Here is a 19796-nt window from a genome sequence, read left to right as displayed (position 1 = left end):
CGGCATGAGTGTGCCGGTGCTCCTGGTCCTGGGGTGGACGGTGCTCGCCACGGGCTTCAGCGCGGTGACGCTCGTGCGGCTCCTGCGCATGCGGACAGGTCGCGCGGCGCGAGCCCCCTCGACGGCCCGCGTGCTCCTGCTTCGTCCCGTCGACGCGCCGACTCCGCGCGAGCTGGAGAATCTCGCGCTCCCCATCGACTTCGCGGGTGAGCTGGAGCAGGTGGTCGTCTCGCCCTACCGTCCGCGCCTCGGCCCGGACGTGCGCTGGCTGCCGAGCGACCCGCTCACCCCGAACCGCAAGGTGGGCCACCTCCTCTACGCGCTCTCGGTCCTCCCCATCGAGGGGCGCGTGGTGCTCGCCGTGGACGCGGATGTCGCGGTGACGGGCGCGCTGGTGGAGGGGCTGGTGGCTCCGCTGCTCGCCGGCGCCGCGCTGAGCACCGCCGCGCCCACCCCCGTGGATGCGCGCGACGGCGCGGGCCGCGCGATGGCGGGCCTGCTGCGCTACACGCACCACAGCTTCCTCGCGCTGCACGCGATGAGCGCCGGCGCCCCGGCCGTGTGCGGCAAGGCCCTGGGCCTGTCCGCCGAGGCCCGGGCCTCGCTCGAGTCCCTGGCCGACCACATCGGCGAGGACCTGGAGTTGTCCAAGCGCCTGCACGCGCGCGGGCTCGACGTGGCGCTGAGCGCCGCTCCCGCCGTGGTGCCGCTGGGCGAGGTGGGCTCGTGGGACATCCCCCTGTCCCGCTTCACGCGATGGATGCGCGTGCTCGCGAGCCACCGGCCCGGCCTGTACCCCACCGTGCCGCTGCTCTTCACGCCCACCGTGCCGCTGGTGCTGTGCGCGGCGCTGCTGGGCTCACCCGCCCTGTCCGCCGCCGTGGCGCTGCTGGTCGCCGTGCGCGCGGCGCTGGCGCACCGGCTCGGGGTGCTCGGAGCGCCCCAGGGGCCCGTCCCAGGACGCGGCCGCGCCTGGACGGACTGGCTGCTGGGAGAAGTCTTGCTCCTGGCGGCCTTCGCCGTTTCACTGGGCCGGCAGGGGACGGTGACGTGGCGCGGACGGACGTACACCCTCTTGCGCGGTGGCCGCATGGTCCGCGTGTCGCCAGAGCTGACGGGAGGACCCGGATGACCTACGCACGTTTCCTCGGGCTGTTCGTCGTACTGCCCATCCTCATCCAACTCTGGCGCTACCGGCGGACCTTCTCCGCCAGGTCGCTGGCGCCCATGGGGATGCTCCTCATCGTCGTCTACGCGGCCACGTCCCCGTGGGACAACCTGGCCGTGAAGTGGGGCCTGTGGGGCTTCGACGCCGAGCGCATCTGGGGCATCAAGCTGGGCTACCTGCCCCTGGAGGAGTACCTCTTCTTCGGCCTCCAGACGCTGCTGGTGGGCCTGTGGGCCCGCGCCCGCCTGGCCCGCGCGCTGGAGGCTCCGTCCGCCGAGACGAAGGCCCCCGCCGCGGCGCCGTCCGAGCGCGCGCTGTCCCCGAGCGAGGTGTCGCCATGATGGAGTCTCGCTGGGCCTACCTCATCCACCTGCTCGCGTGGACGCTGCCCCTCATCGCGTTCCAGCTGGTGGTGCTCGTGCGCCACTACAAGGAGCGCTCGGGCGCGGTGCTGCGCGCGGTGCTGCCGCCGGCCTTCATCCTGGGCCTGTACCTGGCGGTGGCCGACCACCTGGCCATCTCCACCGGCATCTGGAACTTCGGCGAGGGCAAGCACCTGGGCATCTACCTGGGCCTCGTCCCGCTGGAAGAGGTGCTCTTCTTCGTCATCACCAGCGTCCTGGTGTCGCTGGGGCTGGCCCTGTTCACGGGGCTGGCGGAGCTCGTCTGGAAGAAGGAGGCGCGCTCGCCGTGATTCCCGCGGCCAAGGGAGGCCCCTTCGGGTGGGCGCTCGACCGGTACATCGGGTGGAAGTTCCGCTCGGCGTTCCGGGGGCTGTGGGTGCGCGGCGAGCTGCCGGCGTCCGGGCCGGGGCGGCTGGTGTACCTGAACCACACCAACTGGTGGGACGGCTTCATGCTGCACCAGCTGTCGCGCGTGGCGGGGTGGGACGCGTACTGCCTCATGGACGAGGAGAACCTGCGGCGCTACCGCTTCCTCGCGCGCATCGGCGCCTTCAGCATCCGCCGCAAGGACGCGATGTCCTCCATCGAGTCGCTGCGCTACGCCAAGGCGCTGCTGCGCCGCCCGCGCGCGGCGCTGTATGTCTTCCCCGAAGGCGAGCACCGTCCCTTCGGCGAGCTGCCCCTGCGGCTGGAGCGCGGCGTGGAGATGCTGGCGCGGGTGGCGAAGGTGGAGTGCGTGCCCATCGGCGTGCGCTACGCCTTCTTCGAGCACGAGCTGCCGGACGTGTTGTTGGAGGTGGGCACGCCGCATCCACCCGGACCGCTGTCCGTCTTCCAGACAGGCCTGGAGACGGTGGTGAAGCGGCTCATGACGACGACGAGCCTGGAGGGCTTCACGCGCAAGGTGTCCGGCGCGCGGGGCGTGGCCGAGCGGTGGGACGCGGCCCGGGGAGTCCAAGCATGATGTTGCGCATCCGCACCATCTCCCGCCTGACGGGCGTCCGCGAGGCGACGCTGCGCGCGTGGGAGCGCCGCTACGGCTTCCCCCGGCCGCTTCGCAGCGAGGGCAACAACTACCGCGTGTACTCGCGCGAGGAGGTGGAGGCCGTCCGCCGCGTCGTCCGCCTCATCCAGCTGGACGGTCTGGCGGTGAGCGAGGCCATCGCCCAGGTGGTGTCCTCGCCGCTCAAGACGATGCCCGGCGCGGAGCGGCTGCAGGAGCGCTTCTGGAGCGCCGCGATGCTGCTGGACGAGGACGAGCTGTCGCGCGTGCTGGACGAGGCCCAGCGCTCCATGGACGTGGACACGTACTGCGACGGCTTCCTCATGCCGCTGTTGCGCGAGATGGCCACGCGGGTGGACGTGGCGCGCGAGCACCTGGCCTCGGGCTACCTCCGCCAGCGGCTGCGCCAGGTGCTCTCCAGCCTGGAGACCACGGCCGGCGGGCCCCGGGTGCTGCTGGCGTGTCCCCGGGGGGACTCGCACGAGGGGGGGCTGTTGGGCCTGGCCGTGCAGCTCAAGCGCAAGGGCTGGCGCACCACGTTCCTGGGCGCGGACACCCCCGCCGAGGCCCTGCGCGTGGCGTGCGAGCAGGTGCGGCCGGACCTGGTGGCGCTGTCCTTCGTCCACGGGCGGTCGCCGGAGGAGTTCCTCACGGTGCTGTCCGAGGCGCTGCAGGCCTGCGCCCTCTCGTCGGTCGTGGTAGGAGGGCCCGGCGCGCGCGAGCACCTCAAGACCGTCTTCACGCTCGGGGCGCAGTTCGCCGAGTCGTCGCAGGAGTTGATAGCCCTCTGGAACCAGGTGCGGACCGCGCAGAATCGCCCCTGAATCGTCCGCCCCCATGGCCGAGCGCACCTACCGAATCCACGTCGCAGCCGAGCTGTCCGGGGTTCGGGTGGAGCTCATCCGCGCCTGGGAGCGGCGCTACGGCGTGCTCCAGCCGCTGCGCACGCCCGCCGGCTACCGCGTCTACACGGAGCGGGACGTGGCGCTGCTCAAGCGCCTGAAGAAGCTCACCGACGAGGGCGTGGCCATCAGCGAGGCGGCGAAGATGCTGCCGCAACTGCTCGCCGAGCTGGACGCGGCGAGCGTGGCCTCCGGGGAGGACCCGCTGACCTCGGGCTCGGGGCTGGACTTCTGGCGTGACGCGGCCCTGCTGGCGGCCGAGGCGTATGACCAGGGCGGCGTGTCCGCGGTGGTGGACGAGGTGCTGTCCGCGCTGCCCCCCCTCAAGGCCTTCGAGGGCGTGCTGGCCCCCCTCCAGCGCGAGGTGGGCGAGCGCTGGCACCGGGGCACGCTGACGGTGGCGCAGGAGCACCTGGTGACGCAGGTGGTGCGCGCGCGGCTGGTGAGCCTGCTGCATGCGGCGCCGCAGGGGGGGCGCAAGCACGCGCTGCTCGCGTGCCTCCCGGAGGAGGAGCACGAGTTGGGCCTGCTCGCCGTGGCCCTGCGCCTGCGCCACGCGGGCCACCGGGTGACGCTGCTGGGCCAGCGCGTGCCCGCCGTGGACCTGGGCCGCGCGGTGACGCGGCTGCGTCCGGACGTGGTGGGGCTGTCGGCGGTGAACAACCCCGGCGAGGCCGTGTTCGAGGCCACGCTCACCCAGGTCCTGCGCGAGCTGCCCCCGGGCATCCCCGTCTGGGTGGGCGGCGCCGCGGCGGTGGCCCACGCGGACCTGGTGGACCGGCTGGGCGCCCGGCTGTTCAGCGCCGAGGGCGACTGGGCGCGGCTGGTGGGTTAGCCCGGGACGGCCGCGCGCGTTGGAGCGTGGCGATGAGGCCCGCCTCCCCCACGGCCCAGACGCGGTTGCCCGAGCGCGAGGTGGAGACGGCGTGGAAGCCGGTGGAGCCCAGGGGCATCCACGTGCGCGCGCCGTCCACGGACAGCTCCGAGCCGGACGGGCCCACGGTGACGAGCGTGGGGCCCGGCGCGCCGTGCACCTGCGCGACGCACGAGCGATAGCCTGCGGGCCGTGTTCCCGGGGGCACCGTCCACGTCCTGCCCCCGTCCTTCGTGAGGGCCAGGTTGCCGGTGGCGTCCGTGGGACGCTGGTGGTTGCCGCCCACGGCGATGCCCTCGTGCTCGCTCCAGAAGAGCAGCGAGAAGATGCCGCCGCCGTCGCCCGTGGCCAGGGGCGTGGTCGCCACGCTCCAGGTCTTGCCGCCGTCGGCGGTGCGCACCACGCGGGCCGCCTTGCCGCCCAGGCCGAACCACGCCTGCCGGGGGGCTCGCACGGTGATGCTGGTGCCGCTGGCCGCGAAGCCCGCCTCGCCCGGCAGCGCGGGAGGGAGGGCCTCGGCGGGAAGGGGTGTCCAGGTGGCGCCGCCGTCGGAGGTGGCGATGACGAGGAAGCGGCCCTGGACCGGGTCGCTGAAGGCCACGCCGTGGCGCTCGTCCCAGAAGGCCATGCCGTCGAAGAAGGCGCCGGGCGTGGTGTTGGTGAACTGCAGCCGCCACGTCTCGCCGCCGTCCTCCGTCTTGTAGATGCGGGACTTGTCGCCCTCGCCGATGGAGAGCAGGTACGCGGTGGTGGCGCTGAAGGCGTCCACGTCCCGGAAGTCCAGCGCCTCCGCGCCCGGCACCTTGCCCGGCCTCCACGTCTGGCCTCCATCCGTGGTGCGCACGAAGGTGCCCTGGTCTCCGCTGGCCCAGGCCACGCGGGCGTCGACGGCGCTGACGCCGCGCAGCCTCACGGAGGTGAGGCTCGGCTGGGTCTCCCACCGCATGCCCGCGCTCCCCACCGACAGCATCGCGGCCAGAAAGATGGCTCCCGTCATCATCCCTGAAGTCCTCCTCGTGAGGACGGGAGGCTAGCTCACGGCTGGGGCGGGGCCAGCGATTCGTTGGATTGGGAGTTGTTGAAGACGACGCTCTGGTAGCGCTGGGCCGCCTCCTGCGCGTTGTCGCAGATGGGCGAGCACTTGGACGCGGTCGAGACGTTGTTGGGGTCGCGGCAGTCGTTGATGACGTTGCCCTCGGAGTCCTCGATGGGGGGCTGCAGCTCCACGCACCCGGCCTGCAGGTGCTTCCAGCGCCAGTGGCTCAGGCACGCGGGGCCGTTCGTGTCCCACCCCGCCTCGAACTTCATGTCGGAGCTGCCGCCCGCCTCTGGCGCGGTGATGATGTTGGGCGTCAGGGCGTCCCATGGCTGGATGGGGGTGCCGTCCTGGGTGAAGGGCGTGCCGTTGCCGCAGTAGTCCGCGCGGGCCATGCGGGTGCAGGCCCAGTGGGCCTTCGTCACCGCGCCCGGCGAGGCGCCGTCGAGCCAGGGCTTGTAGCCCCAGCGGTAGCACTTGGCGAGCACGCCCGGGTCGCAGCCGAGGGTGAAGCTGTTGGGAGTCTCCTGGCGCGCGCCGCTCGCGTTGAAGTAGCCCTCCAGGGGCACGGCCCAGGCCCAGCCCACGGCGGGATTCGCGCCCGTCGTGCACAGGTCGACGGTGGTTCCGGACGGGGGCGTCACCTGCACGCGGTAGAGGAAGGTGGCGCCGGTGGCGTCCCAGATGCCGGGGGACTCGGGGATGGTGACCTGGTTGGCGTTGACGGCGTCCACGACTTCAATCGTGGAGTTGTAGTGCGCCGTCGAGAGGCTGCGCAGCTGCGTGCCGATGAGCTGCTTGCCGCGCAGCTCCTTGTGCTCCGCGGGGAAGCGGCCGCCGCTGGCCCTCGGCGAGGCGCTCCAGGGCTGCCCCGGGAGGTAGGGCCCCGCGAGCACGGTGAAGATGCCGCTCTTGGGACAGGTGAAGCGCACCGAGGGACATTCGAGGGGACAGCTGGGGTCGGGCTTCACGATGCCCTCGGACGAGCCGAGGTAGCCCTGGCGCGCGTGCTCACAGGGCTTCTCCCCCGCGCAGACGCGCAGGACGGGGCGACCGGTGCAGCTCCCGGTGGTGCCCGCGCACTCGCCGCTGTCGAGCGTGACGACGGTGTCCGGAGTGCACACGCCCTGGCCCTTCACGGTGAAGCCGCAGGTGCGCGCCGCTCCCGACTCGGCGCGCAGGAAGCAGGGGCTGAGGCTGGCGGTGGTGCCCGAGACGGCGAGCGGCATCTTCGCCGCGAGCTCTCCGCGGAAGATTCGCAGCAGCGCGGGGCGGCGGACGTTCTCGAAGAGGACGGTGGCGGGGTCGTAGAAGAACGAGCCGATGCTCGTGCCGTGGAGCTGGGTCCCCTGGGAGTGGGAGTCGTCGCCGTCGGCGCGGAAGTCCTGGACGGAGAGCTGGGGGGAGGCTTCCTGGGGGGGCAGGGGCTCGCAGGCGGCGAGCAGACACAGACACAGCGCGGATGACAGCAATCGCGAGACGGCGCTCATGCGAGGGACCTCGGGTTCGTTCAATCCATCCAGACGCGGCGCGGTGGAGCATCCGGCATGCCATGGACGGGGCAGGGGACACACGGTGCGTCACGGGGTCGGGGTGGCAAGGGCTGCCGGCAAGACTTGCCGGGGTCGGGCGAGGCTTGCCGTCCGGGCCTCAGGGCCGAGGGGTGGCGCACACGCGCAGGCCAGTGAGGGCCTCGCGTTGGGTGGGCTCGACGCGGTCCCGGTTGGCGGAGTGGGCGGTGAGGTCGCTCTGGTACCAGCTGCCGCCCTGGGCGGAGGGCTTGGTGGGGTCCACGCTGGAGCGGGTCCATTCCCAGACGTTGCCGGCGAGGTCATCCACGCCGAAGGGACTGCGAGAACCGGGGTGGCTCCCCACTTCGTCGGGGCCGAAGCCCCAGGGCTCGCGGCCGTAGGTGACGTCGTGGTTGGCGTCGTCGGGGGAGAGCCAGTCGCCGGAGGGGTAGCGGCGGCCGTCGGCGCCTCGGGCGGCGCGCTCCCATTCGTGCTCGGTGCAGACGCGGGCGCCGGGGACGCGGCCGGTGTGGTCCAGCCAGGCGACGTAGGCGAGGGCGTCCTCGAAGGAGATGGCGGACACGGGAAAGCGCAGCCAGTCCTGCTCGGCGCGGCGGGTGCGCTTGCCATAGCGGAGGGGCTCGCCGTCGAGGACGCTGTAGCTGGCGGAGGCGGGGCGCAGGTTGAGGCGCCAGCGGCCATCGGGTTCGCGGGTCAGGTCCACCACGGTGAGCCGGCGCCGGGAGCCCGGCATGCGCGCGGCGCGCTCCTCGGGGGAGAGGGTCTCGAGGAAGGCGATGTAGTCGCCGAAGGTCACCTCGTGACGGGCGATGAGGTACGCGCCGGTCTCGACTTCGTGGAGGGGTGGGGCGAAGAAGAAGGCGCGGCGCAGGTACTCGCTCTCGGACGCGCCTTGCAGGAAGCGGCCGGGCGGGATGTAGACGAAGCCCTCGGGGACCTGGGGGGGCTCCGGCAGGGTGAGTTCCTGGGAGAAGGATTCACCCGGGCGCAGGAGGACGGGGACGCGCACGGGGACGCGGCCGGGCGCTTCGATGAGGAGCAGGTGCGAGCCCGCGGGGAGCGAGAGGTCTCTCAGCGGTGTCTGGCCGAGGAGTGTGGTGGCGGACTGATTCGGCGGTGCGCCCGCGGGGCCAGACCGCGCGGTGATGTTCGTGTCGTGCGCGGAGTGCTGCGCCTGCCGCGGGCTCTCCGTGCCTGGCGTCGAAGCAGGAGGCGCGAGGTTCGCGTTGTCTGCCGTTGGCTGCGTGCCGACTGGAGCGATGTTCGTATCGCTTGCGGAAGCCTGCCGCGGGCTTTTCATCCTCGGTGTCGAGGCAGGAGGCGCGAGGTTCGCGTTGTCTGCCGTTGACCGCGTGCTGACTGGAGCGATGTTCGCTTCGCTCGCGGGCTCCGCACTCGGTGTCGATGTGGAGCCAGCGCGTGCATCCAGCAAGGTCACCCGTGCGCCTGGAGGCGACGTGATGAGGGAGATTCGCGCGGGCGCATCGAGCCGCCGCTGTCGCTGTCCTCCGGTGTCATAGGCGGCGAGCCGTGCGAGGAGCTGCGCACGCACCTCGGGCTGGCGCTGACGGTCCGCACGCTCCACGCGCTCCGCGAGCAGGTCCGCGAGCAGCTCGTTCAACCGGGTGCTTCCCGGGTCCAGTCCCCACGCCGTCTCGAGCGCGGCCTGCGCTCGGAGGCTGAGCGTCTCCACTGCCTGCTCTTCCTCCTGGACCTGTGTCCACAGCGCCTCGGCGGCCTCGCGATTCTGGGGGCCCGGCGTGTCGAACAGGGTGAAGGCGTCCTGTCTCATCTGCTGGGCTCGCGCATCCTTCGCGCGTGCTTCGTCGTGATGTCGCCGTGCTTCGCTCAGGTGTTGGTAGATGCGTGCGTCGAGCTGCGCGCGCGACTGGACCCGGGTGACGGCCACCACCGCCAGCAGGGCGAGCGGCGCGACGATGGCCATCGCCCAGCGGGCGACGCGGCGGTGGCGCACCACCTGCCTGGAGCGCGCGAGGAAGTCCTGCTGGAGGGCGGCTCCGGGAAGGACGTTCGCGGCAGCGGCCTCGGAGAGCTGTCGCTCCGCGTAGAGCAACTCCGAGGGACGTCCCAGTCGCTCCCACTCCGCCGCCGCGCGCGCGAGCCGGTGGCGGATGGCGCGATGCTGTTCGTCCTGTCCCAGCCATCCGCGCAGCGTGTCCCAGTGGGTCAGCAGGCTCTCGTGCGCGAGCGTATAAACGCCCTCGCCACTCTCCGCCTCGCTCGCCGTGAGCAGTCGACCGCGCACGAGCCCGTCCAGCACCGCGCGACCGGTGTCATCGTCGGGCCCGCGAAGCAGCTCGTCGCGGGTGCGACGCAGCCGGGTCCCCTCGGAGGTGACCAGCTCGAGGAGCAGCTCCCTCGCCCGAGGTCGCTGCTCGGGTCTCAGCCGGTCCACCACCGCGTCCGCGTGCCGGGCCAGCGCGCCCTCCACGCCGCCGAGCGCGGTCAGCGCCGCCATCGGGATGATGCCGCGCGAGACGTCGCGCGCCTCCCACAGGGCCTCCAGGACGAACTGCAATGAAGGCAGCCCACCCTCGGCGCGCGTGGCGGAGGTGACGAGCGCATCGACCAGCTCGGTGGACTCGAAGGCCACGCCGAGCGCGCGCGCGGGCCCTTCGACAGCGTCGCGCAGTCCGCGCTCCGTCAGTGCGCGAACGAGGTAGAGCGCGCGAGGCAGCTCGTCGCCCAGTCCCGGCAGGGCCACCAGTCGGGTGAGACAGTCGCTCCGCGCGGTGGCCAGCACCCGGATGCGAGGCACCCGGTGCAGCGCGAGCGCCAGCTCCTCGGCGAGTCGGGTGGCCTGCGTCAGCTCGGAGAAGGTGACGAGCTCCTCGAGCTGGTCGATGAACAGGAGCACCGGATGGGAGCTCCTGCGGCGTCTGCGCAGCGCGCGAGCCAGGGCGCCCGGCTCCTCGTCGGCCACCTGTGACAGCAGCGCATCCGGGCTCTCATCGAGTATCGGCGCGAGCGCGACCGCCAATGACTCCAGGGGGCGCCGTCCAGGTGTCCACGAGACGATGTCCCACGACGTGTCACTCCCGGGGTCGGTGAGCGCGGGGAGGACGCCCGCGCGACACAGTGAGGACTTGCCGACGCCGGAGTCACCCGCGAGCAATACGAAGCGCTCGCCACGCAGGCGGTCCATCACCTCACGCAGCTCCGCTTCGCGGCCGAAGAAGACCGCGCGGTGCTCGGCCTCGAAGGCGCGCAGTCCGCGATAGGGATTGCCGGAGGGCAGGGGCGTCGCCTGCACGGGAAGGGACAGGGCTTCGAGGGCCTCCCGGAGCGCATCGCCGGAGTCGAAGCGCTGGTCTGCTTCCAGCGCGAGACATCGGTCCACGACGGAGGCAAACCCCGCCGGCAGGTCGAGCCGTTGTCCCTCGAGCAGCGGTGGGCGCTCGGCTGTCACGGCGCGGCCCAGCTCCGCGAGGGGCACGTGTTGATGGGGTGCGCTGCCTGTACACAGCTCGTGCAGCATGACACCCATCGCGTAGATGTCGGTGGCGCGACTGGCGGGCTCGCCGCGCCAGAGCTCGGGCGCGAGATAGAGCGGCGTACCGGGCACGGTGAGCTGCGGCGCGCGATGCACGGGAGCGACCCCGTCCCTGGCTCCTCCAGGCGCCGAGTCGTCGCCAGGGCTCGCGGGCTGCATTGGCGCGCCGAGGCCCGGGCTCATCACGCGACGCGGTGACTCAGCGACTCGCTCGCCGAAGCCTGGCGCAACGCCGAGCGCCGCTGGCGGATGCTCGAACCCTCCGCGCCCCGGAGCTGTCTCGCGCTCCGAGGGGCGAGCAGATACTGCCGGCGCATCGAGTCCCACCGTCATCGACGGATGTGCTGGCGTGCCGAGGTCCCGCGTCTTCCCAGGGTGCTCCGGCTCGACGAAGCCAGGACTCATCGCGGGCTGCCCAGGCGAGTCGAGGCCCGGAGCCCGCGTCTTCGTCACCGACGCCGGTACTCCCTCGTGAGGCTCCGCCGGAGCCATCGGCCGTGTCTCCACCTCCGGCTTGCGCACAGCGCGGTCCGAGTCGAGGTGACGGCGCTCGTCCCGTGTCGACTCGACGCGCGTGCCCTGCTCGGAGCCTGTTCCCCGGTCCGTATCCGGCGTCGCGCGCGGCCCCTCCTGCGCCACGCTGTACGAACGCCTGTCCCCCGACCACGCCTCCGCCAGCCCGAAGTCGAGCAGCTTCACCTCACCGTCCTCGGAGAGGATGGCATTGGCGGGCTTGAGGTCCCGATGCAGGACGCCTCGGCGATGCGCGGCCGCGAGCCCGCGCGCCAGTCCGATGGCGAGCGCCAGCAGCCGTCTCCCCTCGACCGGCAGACTCAGCGTGTCCAGCGTCTCGCCCCGGATGAGCTCGGACACGAGATAGGGCTGTCCGCGCACCTCGCCCACGCGGTGGATGGCCACCACGTTGGGGTGCTGCAGGCGCGCAATCGCCCGGGCCTCCTGGAAGAAGCGCGCCCGGGCCCCCGCGTCCGGCAACCGCCCCGCCGGCGTCGCGATGAACTTCACCGCCACCAGCCGGTCCAGCAGGGTGTCGCGCGCCAGGAACACCTGTCCCATCGCCCCGCGTCCGAGCGGCCGGAGCACCTGGTACTCCTCGAACTCGCGGGGCGGCTCCAGCAGCCCGGGCGGAGTGCTCATCCCGTCGGTGGGCCCCGGCGCGGGGCCCGCGGTTGGAGTCCGAGCTGCTTCAACTTGAACGAGAACGTCCGGATGGGCATCCCAATCAGCGCCGCCGCGCGCGTCTGCACACCCTCCGCCTCCTCCAGCGCCTCCTGCATCCGCCGACGCTCCAGCTCGCGAATCTCCTGCGCCAGCGGCAACCGCGCGCGTCGGGACAGCTCCACGGGCGCCGCCTCGGGAGCCACGGGCTCACCCACCGGCGCCCCCCGTCCGCCGCCGAGCATGCGCGCCGGAAGATGGTGCGGCTCCACGACGTTCCCCGTCACCGCCGCGGCCACGTAGTCCATCAGGTTGCGCAGCTCGCGCACGTTGCCCGGCCACCCATGCCGCGACAGCGCATGCATCGTCCCCGACGCCAGCTCCAACCCGGGGCGCCCGAGCGCCGCGCACGCCCGCTCCAGGAAGTCCCGCGCGAGCATCGGCACCTCGCGAGGCCGCTCCCGCAGCGACGGCAGCAGCACCGTGGCCGCGCCCAGCCGGAAGTACAAATCCTGTCGGAAACGCCCCTGCGCCACCTCCGCCTCCAAATCCCGATGCGTCGCCGCCACCACGCGGATGTTGATGGGCCGCTCCCGCGTCTCTCCCACGCGGGTGATGCGACGCACCTCCAGCGCGCGCAGCAGCTTGGCCTGCGCGGACGCGGGCAGCTCGCCCACCTCGTCCAGGAACACCGTGCCGCCCTGCGCGCTCTCCAACAACCCCACGCGCGCATGGGTCGCCCCGGTGAACGCGCCGCGCTCGTGGCCGAACAGCTCGCTCTCCACCAGCCCCTCCGGCAGCGCCGCGCAGTTGACCGGAACGAAGGGCCCACCCGCACGCCGGGACCAATGGTGCACGGCGAACGCGGCGTTCTCCTTGCCCACGCCCGTCTCACCGCGGATGAGCACCGGCAGCTCGCTCGCCGCCAGCCTCCGCAGCAGCGCATACAGTTGCGCCATCGCCGGGTCCGCCACCAGCACCACGCGCTCCGCCAGCGCCAGCCGCGTGACGCCCTCCGCCGCCGACGCGAAGCCTCCCGGCGCCGCCGTCTGCGCGGCCGTGCGCGCCGCGGCCACCAGCGTCTCCGCGTCACACCCATCCGACGGACACGTCGCCGCGCCCAGCCGAGCGCGAGGGCTCGCGGACAGCAGCGCCTCCACGCGCTCCCCCAACCCCTCCTCACCCGGCTCTCCGGCCACCTCGGGCAACAGCCACAGCAGGTGCCCCGCGTCGAGCCAGCCCGCCGCCTCCGCCGGGCCCGCCTCCGACGTCAGCACCGCCTCCACCAGCTCGCGCCCCCCCGGCTCGCCGAGCGCGAGCGCCAGCACCGTCAGCGGCCGGCCATACCGCAGCGCGCGCTCCACCTCCTCGCGCAGCCGCCCCATCAACCGCTCCGAGTCCAACGCGCGCCGCGCCGGCATGGGCCGATGCCGCGCGCGCACCACCGCCACCACCGCCCCGAAGGCGACCACGTCCCCGGACAACAGCGGCCGGGCATCGTCGATGGGCCGGCCGTTGAGGCTCGTCCCGTTCTGGCTGCCCAGGTCCACCACCCTCGGCCCCTCGTCCGTGACGAGGATGCGCGCATGTCGGCGCGAGACGCTCTCGTCCTTCAGTCGCAGGTCCGCCTTGTCGTCGCGCCCCACCAGCACCACGCCCTCCGCGGGCAGGGGGAAGCGCCACGACGACTCGCCCTCCAGCACCAGCAGGTACGCGGCGCTCGTCTCGGCGGACTCCAGGCCGGAGCCGAGGGGACGGGTGTCTCGGGCGCTGGGAGGCGGAGCGGACGACATCGAGCGGGCGTCCATGCTGGCACGCCCGTGTCGATTCGGGCAACTCGTGTGCGTCCTGGAAATCTGGAGCCACATGAAACCCAACCGGAGCCTGCTCACCGGCGCAGCGTCATGGGCAGGCGTTCACCGGCGCGCGACAGGTAGACGCGCGACGTCACGCGGCCCCCTTCGTTGTGCGGGCGGACCACCGTCTGTCCGCGCAGGCCCGGCACGCGGGAGAGCGAGATGAGCAGCTCCGCCTGGGCATCGCTGCCCTCGTGCTCCACCTCCAGCGTGCACAGGTGGGTGCGGCACTCCACGCGGGTGAGCCGCGAGCCGGCGAAGTCCTTCCCCCGGAAGGACTCCGTGACGAGCGACTCGGTGCTCCCCGCCCACGCCGTGTCCCGAGGCTCGGTGTTCATCGCCACCTCCAGCTCCGCCTCCAGCTCCAGCACCCGCTCCTGGCGCCGCTGCTCGTGAACCACCATCGCCGCCTCCCGCGAGGGCGCGGAGTCCTCCGCTGCTGGCGCGTCCTCGCGCGTCTGGGGGGCTCCCTGCTCCAACGCGCCCGCGGAGGGCGGCTGCTCCAGACGCCCCTGTCGTTGACGCAAGGACTCCAGCTCCGCGCGCAGCGCGCGCACCTCCCGCTCCAGGTCCGCTGGGGTGTTGGCGGAAGCCCCGGCGGCCTCCACGGGCGCGGCGCCTCCCCCAGGCGCCTCCTCCTTCCAGCTCCAGACTCCCGCGGTGAGCACGACGGCTCCCGCCAACCCCATCACTCCCCAGCGGACCTTGGACATGGCGGCTACTCCGAGATGTAGAAGCTGGAGAGCGCGGAGTTGTAGCCGGAGTAGGGCGCCGGCAGCTCACAGCGCAGGGCGATGAAGCCGTTCGAGGACGCGAACGTCGTCGGCACGCTCAGGCTGATGGTCTTCGGGTTCGCGGTGTCGGCGCCCGACGTGCAACCCGAGTCGGAGGCGATGGCGCTGCCGTCGGGCTCCGTCACCGTGGCGGTGCAGCACACGTTCTCGGTGAGGTGGGGGTCCCTGGCGGTGACGAGGAAGGACACCGCCTCGTTGAAGCTGGGGATGGAGACGTTGCGCTGCACCGGGCACACCACCTCGAGCGCGCTGCCCGTCTGGTTGATGAGCCGGCCGCTGCGGAACATGCTGGGCGCGCTGAAGCCCGACACGGAGGTGCACAGCGCGCCCGCGTAGGTCGCCGGACCCGCGAACGTCGGCATCGCACCGAGCACCGCGAGCGCGGCCACGGACTGCTTGAACAGGTTCTTCGTCATGGAGGTCTTCCTCGTCGAGCGCGTCCCCCTCGAGCTGTCGCGTCATGCGCAACCTGGGGTGACGTGCTGACCGGGAGGAAGAGCAACGCGAGTGCCAGACAGTCTTGGCCCGGAGCGGCCCGCGAGCACGGCAAGTCTTGCCGGACTCCCGCGCGCGTCGGACGGCAAGCCTTGCCTTCGGCCGGCGAACCTTGCCGGTGGGAACGACGAAGCCCCGGCCAGGTGCTGGCGCCGGGGCTTCGGGACTCACGACGCTGGGGGGACTACTTGCGCGCGGGCGCGCTGTGCGCGACGTGGCTCTGCGACTGGAGCGCCGGGGGCGAGGCGTTCAGCGTGCCCAGGTACAGCCGCCCGTGGAAGCCATCCGCGCGCGCCTCGCTGGCGAGCGCCACGCCGGGGCGCTGCTTCGAGGACTGCCGCGCCTGGAGCGTGGGGCTGATGCCGAAGACGTTGCACTCCACGTCGTCCCAGACGCTGTAGCGGCAGGCGAACTGGGTGCCGCGCTGGAAGCCCACGTCCAGCGCGCGCACGGAGGGCAGCGCCTTCGCCACGCGGGCGCCCATGGGCTCCAGGTCGCCGTCCCAGTCCACCTTGGTGGTGCGCGCGTGCACGCTGCCGGTGAGCACCAGCGTCCACGCCTGGGCGCGCTGGGCCTGGAAGGAGAGGAGGTTGGCGGCCAGCTGCGCCTCGCGCTCGTTGCCCTGCGCCTTGTCCGCGTCGATGGCGGCCAGCGCCACGTCCTTGCCGGAGGCGCGCAGGCGGCGGGCCTGCTCCACGAGCCACAGCATGGCGCGGCTGCTGCGCCCGTCCTGGTGCGCGCGGCGCCAGAAGGCGCTCTCCCGGAGCAGCTCCTGCGCGTCCTGCGACGTGCCCGCGCTGGCGAGGTAGCGCGTCAGCAGCGGCTGCTCGGAGGCGGGCACCGACAGGGCCAGCGTCACCGGCAGCCCCTGGGCGGTGGCCTCGCACAGCATGCGCAGCGCCGCGGAGGGCAGCTCCTGCGTGCCCAGCGGGTCCGCCATCAGCACCACCCCACCGGCCGACAAGAGCGACGTGGCGCCCTCCACCGGCTCGCCGCAGTCGGGGGTGGCGGCGGACGCGTCACCGGCCTCGCCCCAGCCCTCCATCATCACCGAGCGCATGGACACCGGCGCGTTGCCACCCACCAGCTCCAGCGCGGGCACCATCTCCATCCGGGCCAGCAGCGTCTGCTCGACGTCCAGGTCCCGGTAGCCGCGCACGTAGCGGAAGCGCTCCAGGCCGGGCGCGTTGGGGAAGGGGTTGCGCATGGCGATGGTGCGCAGGGCGTTGTGCCGCGCGGGGGGCGCGCTCAGGTGGGCCTCGGACCGTGCGTCGAACGCGTGCTCGGTCTCCTCGAGCGACAGCTGGCTGTCGCGGCTCGTCATGTCGCCAATCTGCTTGGGCGTCTCCTCGATGAGGTTCTCCATCTCGGAATAGCTGAGGCGGAACACCCGGATGAGCGTCTGGCGGGGCCCCAGCCGCTCGCCCTTCACGTAGTAGCGCTCGTGGTTGCGCAGGCCGTTGCGGTTCTTGCCGGGCTCGTGCGCGGAGGAGAACAGCTCCAGGCCGCCCTCCTTCTCCATCACGTCGTAGCGCTGCTCCTCGAGCACGCGCCGCGCCATCATCATCGCGTCCTCGGGGGGCGCCAGGTACACGGTCTCGTGCGTGGGCGTCTCGTACTCCCCCGTCTCGGGGTTCAACTGGGTGTCGAGCCCCCGGGTGAGGGTGGCACACCCCGCACACCCCAGGACGCCCATCAGCAAGCCGATTCGACGCATCACTTCCTCCGTGCAGCCCAGCGCATCCGGGCCGCGGTGTCTCGAGCTGGAACCGTGGCGGGAACGGCGGGTACACGGCGAGTATATCGCGGGGAAAGTCACCTCCCCAGCCGGTGGGGACGGGCCGTGCGGTGGGGGACACGCGGCCGCTCGGAGGGCGCCAGGCCTGTGCACCCGTCGACGGGGACGAACCGGCGCCCGTCCGGTGGCCAGCGGCCCCATGCACGCAGAGCGAGCGTTCGGCGGGCCTTCTTTGACGCGGTGGGTTGGTGTCGGGCCCCGGGCTGTAGTGAACTTCCCCTCCGTGCCTGCCTCTCCCGCTGTCTCCTCCGTGGCGCAGGAGCGGACCGTCGGTCCGCTCCAACTGCTTGCATTGGGTGTCAACGGCATCGTCGGCGTGGGCATCTTCTTCGCGCCCGCGGAGGTGGCCGCGCGCACGCCGGGCCTGGGCGCGGTGCTCGCGTTCGCGGTGACGGGCCTGGCGCTGGTGCCGGTGGCGCTGGCGTTCGCGGTGCTGGGCCGGCGCTTCGACGCGGATGGCGGGCCCGTCGTCTTCGCGCGCGCGGCCTTCGGTGAGCGGGTGGCCTTCCTGGTGGGCTGGGTGGCCTACGTCAGCGCGTTCCTGAGCACGTCCGCGGTGGTGGCGGGGCTGTCGCAGGCGGTGGCCCCGTCGCTGGGCTGGGAGGGTGCGTGGGGGCAGCGGGCGCTGGCCTCGGCGCTCGTGACGGTGCTGGGGGCGATTGTGGCCTCGGGCATCCGAGTGTCGGCGAGGGCGTGGACGGCGCTCACGGTGCTCAAGTTGCTGCCGCTCGGGGCGCTGCTCGTGGCCTTCGCGGCGGTGGCGCTGTCGGGGCCGCTGCCCGTCGCGGCGAGCCCCGTGGCGTGGACGGCGGGGGCGTGGCTGCCCGCGGGGCTGACGGTGATGTTCGCGTACCAGGGCTTCGAAATCGTGCCGGTGATTGCCGGGCAGGTGCGCTCGTCGGAGCGGAGCGTGCCGTGGGCCACGGTGGGCTCGCTGCTGGGCGCGGTGCTCCTCTACGTGGGCCTGGTGTGGGCGTGCGTGACGGCGCTGCCGGAGCTGGCGTCCTCCAGCGCGCCTTTGGCCTCGGCGGCGGGCGTGTGGGGAGGGGCGGGGCTGTCGCGCGTGGTGGCGATGGGCACCAGCGTGTCCGCGCTGGGCATCTGCGTGGGGATGATGGTGACGACGCCGCGCTACCTGTCAGCGCTCGCGTCGGGGGACAGGGCGCTGTTGGGGCTGGAGCGCATGTCACCCAGGGGCGTGCCCGTGCGGGCGTTGGGGGTGACGTGGGCGGTGGTGCTGGTGTTCGTGAACCTGGGGAACCTGTCGGAGCTGTTCGCGCTCTCCAGCATCGCCGTGCTGATGCAGTACGGCGTCACGGCGGCGGCGCTGGCGTGGCTCTCCTTCAAGCGGGAGCGCGCGCTGACGCCGTGGCATGCGGTGCTGGCGGTGCCCACGCTGGGGCTCGGCCTGACGCTGGTGGCGTTCGGCGCGAGCCTGCGGGAGGCCGCCACCACCGGTGTGGCGGTGGTGGCGGGCCTGGTGCTGCGAGGCCTGTCCCGGCCGAGGGCCTAGAACTGGCTCCAGAGGTACTGGTTGGTGATTTCGTGGTGGAACTGGATTTCGGACGTCTTCACGCGCGTGCCCAGCTGCTTGGGGCAACGCTCGGCGGAGGCCGTCTTCAGCTCCGCGAACTTGCTCTGCACGTTCTCGCCCAGGATGTTGGCGACGAACGAGCTGCCCTTGAAGAGGCGGATGGCGTCGAAGATGTTGTCGGGCAGGAAGCGGGTGCGGCTGCGCTTGGACTCGGCGTCCTCCTGCGGCTGCGGGCCCTCCAGGCCGGTGCGCAGCAGGGTGTAGAGCACCAGGTACGGGTTGGCGTCCGGGCCCACCGAGCGGCACTCGACGCGGGCCGAGCGCTCGTTGCCATAGGGGATGCGCACCATGGCGCCGCGGTTGTTGGCGCTGGCCTTGATCTGGTTCGGCGCCTCGAAGTGCGGGTCCAGGCGGCGGTACGCGTTGACGCTGGAGTTGAGGACCAGGCAGATGTCGTTGGCGTTGGTGAGCAGCCGGTCGATGAAGTCCCAGCCCATCTGGCTCAGGTTGTCCTGGCCGGCCTTGTCGTAGAACAGGTTCTTGTTGTTCTTCGACAGCGACATGTTCATGTGCATGCCGTTGCCATTGACGCCCGTCACCGGCTTCGGGAGGAAGCTGGCGGTGGTGTCCATCTGCGCGGCGACCTGGCGGCACAGCAGCTTGTAGAGCTGGATCTGGTCCGCGGAGATGAGGGCCTCGCTGTACGTGAAGTTCATCTCGAACTGGCTGGGGGCCACCTCGGGGTGGTCCTTCTCGTTCTGGAAGCCCATGGCGCGCTGGGCCTCGGCGGCCTTGTCGATGAAGGCGCGCAGCGGGTCACCGGGCAGCGAGTGGTAGTAGCCGCCGGTGGAGATGAAGTCGAACTTGCCCGTCTCGTGGTAGTGGCGCTCGGCGTCGCGGCCCTTGAAGAGGAAGCCCTCGACCTCGGGCGCGGCGTGGAAGACGGTGCCGTCCTTCTGGTACAGGGCCTCGGTGACGCGCTTGAGCTGGCCGCGCATGTCGGCGTGGTAGGGCGAGCCGTCGCGCTCGAGGACCTCGCTGAACACCAGCACCTTGCCGGGCCCGAAGATGTCCGAGGGCAGCCAGTAGAACGAGCCCCAGTCGATGTTGAGGCGCAGGTCGCTCTCCGCCTGCTGGGAGAAGCCGCGGATGGAGGAGCCGTCGAAGGTGAGGTTGTCGGCGCTCTTGAGGAGGAACTTCTTGTCGTAGTCCAGCATGTGCAGCCGACCCTCGAGGTCGGTGAAGCACACGGTGACGGCCTTCAGGCTGCGCTCGTCGGTGAGGTACTTGATGCGCTCCTCGCGGACCTTGTCGGCCGACACGTGCTGGAGGCGCTGCTCCTTCACCTTGAGGTTGCGCTCCTCCAGCTCGTCGTAGGGAATCTCCAGGAACGTCCGCAGCCCCTTCGTGTCCATGCTTGCCGTGCCTCCAGGCCGGTCGTCACCGTCAGCGCGGTGATTTCGAATCCGTGGGCGCAGGTATTTACATTTGGGGACGGGAAATCAAGCCTAAATTCCGCGCCACGAAGCTTAAAAGATTGGTCCAAAAAGCTTTAGAGCACGGTGGGCAACACTCTGGAGGGGGGCTGGAGGGCCTGGGATGACGCCCGGTGGACACTTGGGCGCCTTGGGGAGCCTGCCTGCCTGGTCCACGGGGAGCGGGGGAGGTGCGGAGTAGAGTGGCCGCCGTTCACGGTGTAGGTGGAGGGAG

15 protein-coding genes are annotated in these 19796 nt (G+C 72.1%); 7 read left to right on the top strand and 8 right to left on the bottom strand.

Annotation, left to right across the window (positions count from 1 at the left end; translation table 11 throughout):
* The first annotated feature begins 4 nt into the window (after positions 1 to 4).
* Genes K8625_RS19800 through K8625_RS19775 form a run of 6 tightly spaced genes read left to right on the top strand, consistent with a single transcriptional unit; the run spans position 5 to position 4312 of the window.
* On the top strand, positions 5 to 1132 hold the full coding sequence (locus tag K8625_RS19800) for a glycosyltransferase (RefSeq protein WP_141330947.1): 1128 nt from the start codon (positions 5 to 7) through the stop codon (positions 1130 to 1132).
* Entirely contained in the window at positions 1129 to 1509 is a 381-nt protein-coding gene (locus tag K8625_RS19795) for a lycopene cyclase domain-containing protein (protein ID WP_223745971.1), read from the top strand. The genes K8625_RS19800 and K8625_RS19795 overlap by 4 nt, the downstream gene beginning before the upstream one ends.
* Positions 1506 to 1862: a lycopene cyclase domain-containing protein gene (locus K8625_RS19790; protein ID WP_046711043.1), complete on the top strand. Its 357-nt coding sequence runs from the start codon at positions 1506 to 1508 to the stop codon at positions 1860 to 1862. The genes K8625_RS19795 and K8625_RS19790 overlap by 4 nt, the downstream gene beginning before the upstream one ends.
* Positions 1859 to 2536 (top strand): lysophospholipid acyltransferase family protein, encoded by a 678-nt coding sequence (locus tag K8625_RS19785; RefSeq protein ID WP_223745972.1) that lies wholly within the window; start codon positions 1859 to 1861, stop codon positions 2534 to 2536. The genes K8625_RS19790 and K8625_RS19785 overlap by 4 nt, the downstream gene beginning before the upstream one ends.
* The gene (locus K8625_RS19780) at positions 2533 to 3399 is read left to right on the top strand and encodes a MerR family transcriptional regulator (RefSeq protein WP_223745973.1); all 867 of its coding nucleotides are present in this window, start codon (positions 2533 to 2535) and stop codon (positions 3397 to 3399) included. Before K8625_RS19785 ends, K8625_RS19780 begins: the two co-directional genes overlap by 4 nt.
* 13 nt (positions 3400 to 3412) lie before the next feature.
* Entirely contained in the window at positions 3413 to 4312 is a 900-nt protein-coding gene (locus K8625_RS19775; RefSeq protein ID WP_223783583.1) for a MerR family transcriptional regulator, read from the top strand.
* Here K8625_RS19775 and K8625_RS19770 read toward each other — a convergent pair.
* From K8625_RS19770 to K8625_RS19740, 7 genes are all read right to left on the bottom strand, one after another.
* Positions 4275 to 5351, bottom strand: coding sequence for an oxidoreductase (locus K8625_RS19770; protein WP_223783582.1), 1077 nt, complete (start codon positions 5349 to 5351; stop codon positions 4275 to 4277). The two genes, K8625_RS19775 and K8625_RS19770, sit on opposite strands and share 38 nt — an antisense overlap.
* 35 nt (positions 5352 to 5386) lie before the next feature.
* Entirely contained in the window at positions 5387 to 6877 is a 1491-nt protein-coding gene (locus tag K8625_RS19765; RefSeq protein WP_223783581.1) for an ADYC domain-containing protein, read from the bottom strand.
* A 160-nt stretch (positions 6878 to 7037) separates the two neighbouring features.
* A complete protein-coding gene (locus tag K8625_RS19760) occupies positions 7038 to 11588 on the bottom strand; it encodes an SUMF1/EgtB/PvdO family nonheme iron enzyme (RefSeq protein WP_223783580.1) in 4551 nt (1516 codons plus the stop codon).
* Positions 11585 to 13417 carry a sigma 54-interacting transcriptional regulator gene (locus K8625_RS19755; protein WP_223783579.1) on the bottom strand — a complete coding sequence of 611 codons (1833 nt, stop codon included), beginning with the start codon at positions 13415 to 13417 and terminating at the stop codon, positions 11585 to 11587. Before K8625_RS19755 ends, K8625_RS19760 begins: the two co-directional genes overlap by 4 nt.
* Positions 13418 to 13497: 80 nt before the next feature.
* Positions 13498 to 14178: a hypothetical protein gene (locus K8625_RS19750; RefSeq protein WP_223783578.1), complete on the bottom strand. Its 681-nt coding sequence runs from the start codon at positions 14176 to 14178 to the stop codon at positions 13498 to 13500.
* Positions 14179 to 14183: 5 nt separating this feature from the next.
* The gene (locus K8625_RS19745) at positions 14184 to 14675 is read right to left on the bottom strand and encodes a hypothetical protein (protein ID WP_223745980.1); all 492 of its coding nucleotides are present in this window, start codon (positions 14673 to 14675) and stop codon (positions 14184 to 14186) included.
* 263 nt (positions 14676 to 14938) lie between these two features.
* On the bottom strand, positions 14939 to 16471 hold the full coding sequence (locus K8625_RS19740) for a hypothetical protein (protein WP_223745981.1): 1533 nt from the start codon (positions 16469 to 16471) through the stop codon (positions 14939 to 14941).
* A gap of 304 nt (positions 16472 to 16775) precedes the next feature.
* On the opposite strand from K8625_RS19740, the gene K8625_RS19735 reads away from it, so the two are divergent.
* Positions 16776 to 18065 (top strand): APC family permease, encoded by a 1290-nt coding sequence (locus tag K8625_RS19735; RefSeq protein WP_223783577.1) that lies wholly within the window; start codon positions 16776 to 16778, stop codon positions 18063 to 18065.
* On the opposite strand, the gene K8625_RS19730 is transcribed toward K8625_RS19735, so the two are convergent.
* Positions 18062 to 19501 (bottom strand): glutamine synthetase family protein, encoded by a 1440-nt coding sequence (locus tag K8625_RS19730; RefSeq protein ID WP_223745983.1) that lies wholly within the window; start codon positions 19499 to 19501, stop codon positions 18062 to 18064. The two genes, K8625_RS19735 and K8625_RS19730, sit on opposite strands and share 4 nt — an antisense overlap.
* Positions 19502 to 19796: the final 295 nt, after the last annotated feature.

The organism is Myxococcus sp. AS-1-15 (genome assembly GCF_020037055.1).
GTDB lineage: Bacteria > Myxococcota > Myxococcia > Myxococcales > Myxococcaceae > Myxococcus > Myxococcus fulvus.
The sequence above is the reverse complement of the archived record's forward strand: the minus strand, read 5'-3'. Positions and strand labels throughout refer to the sequence as shown.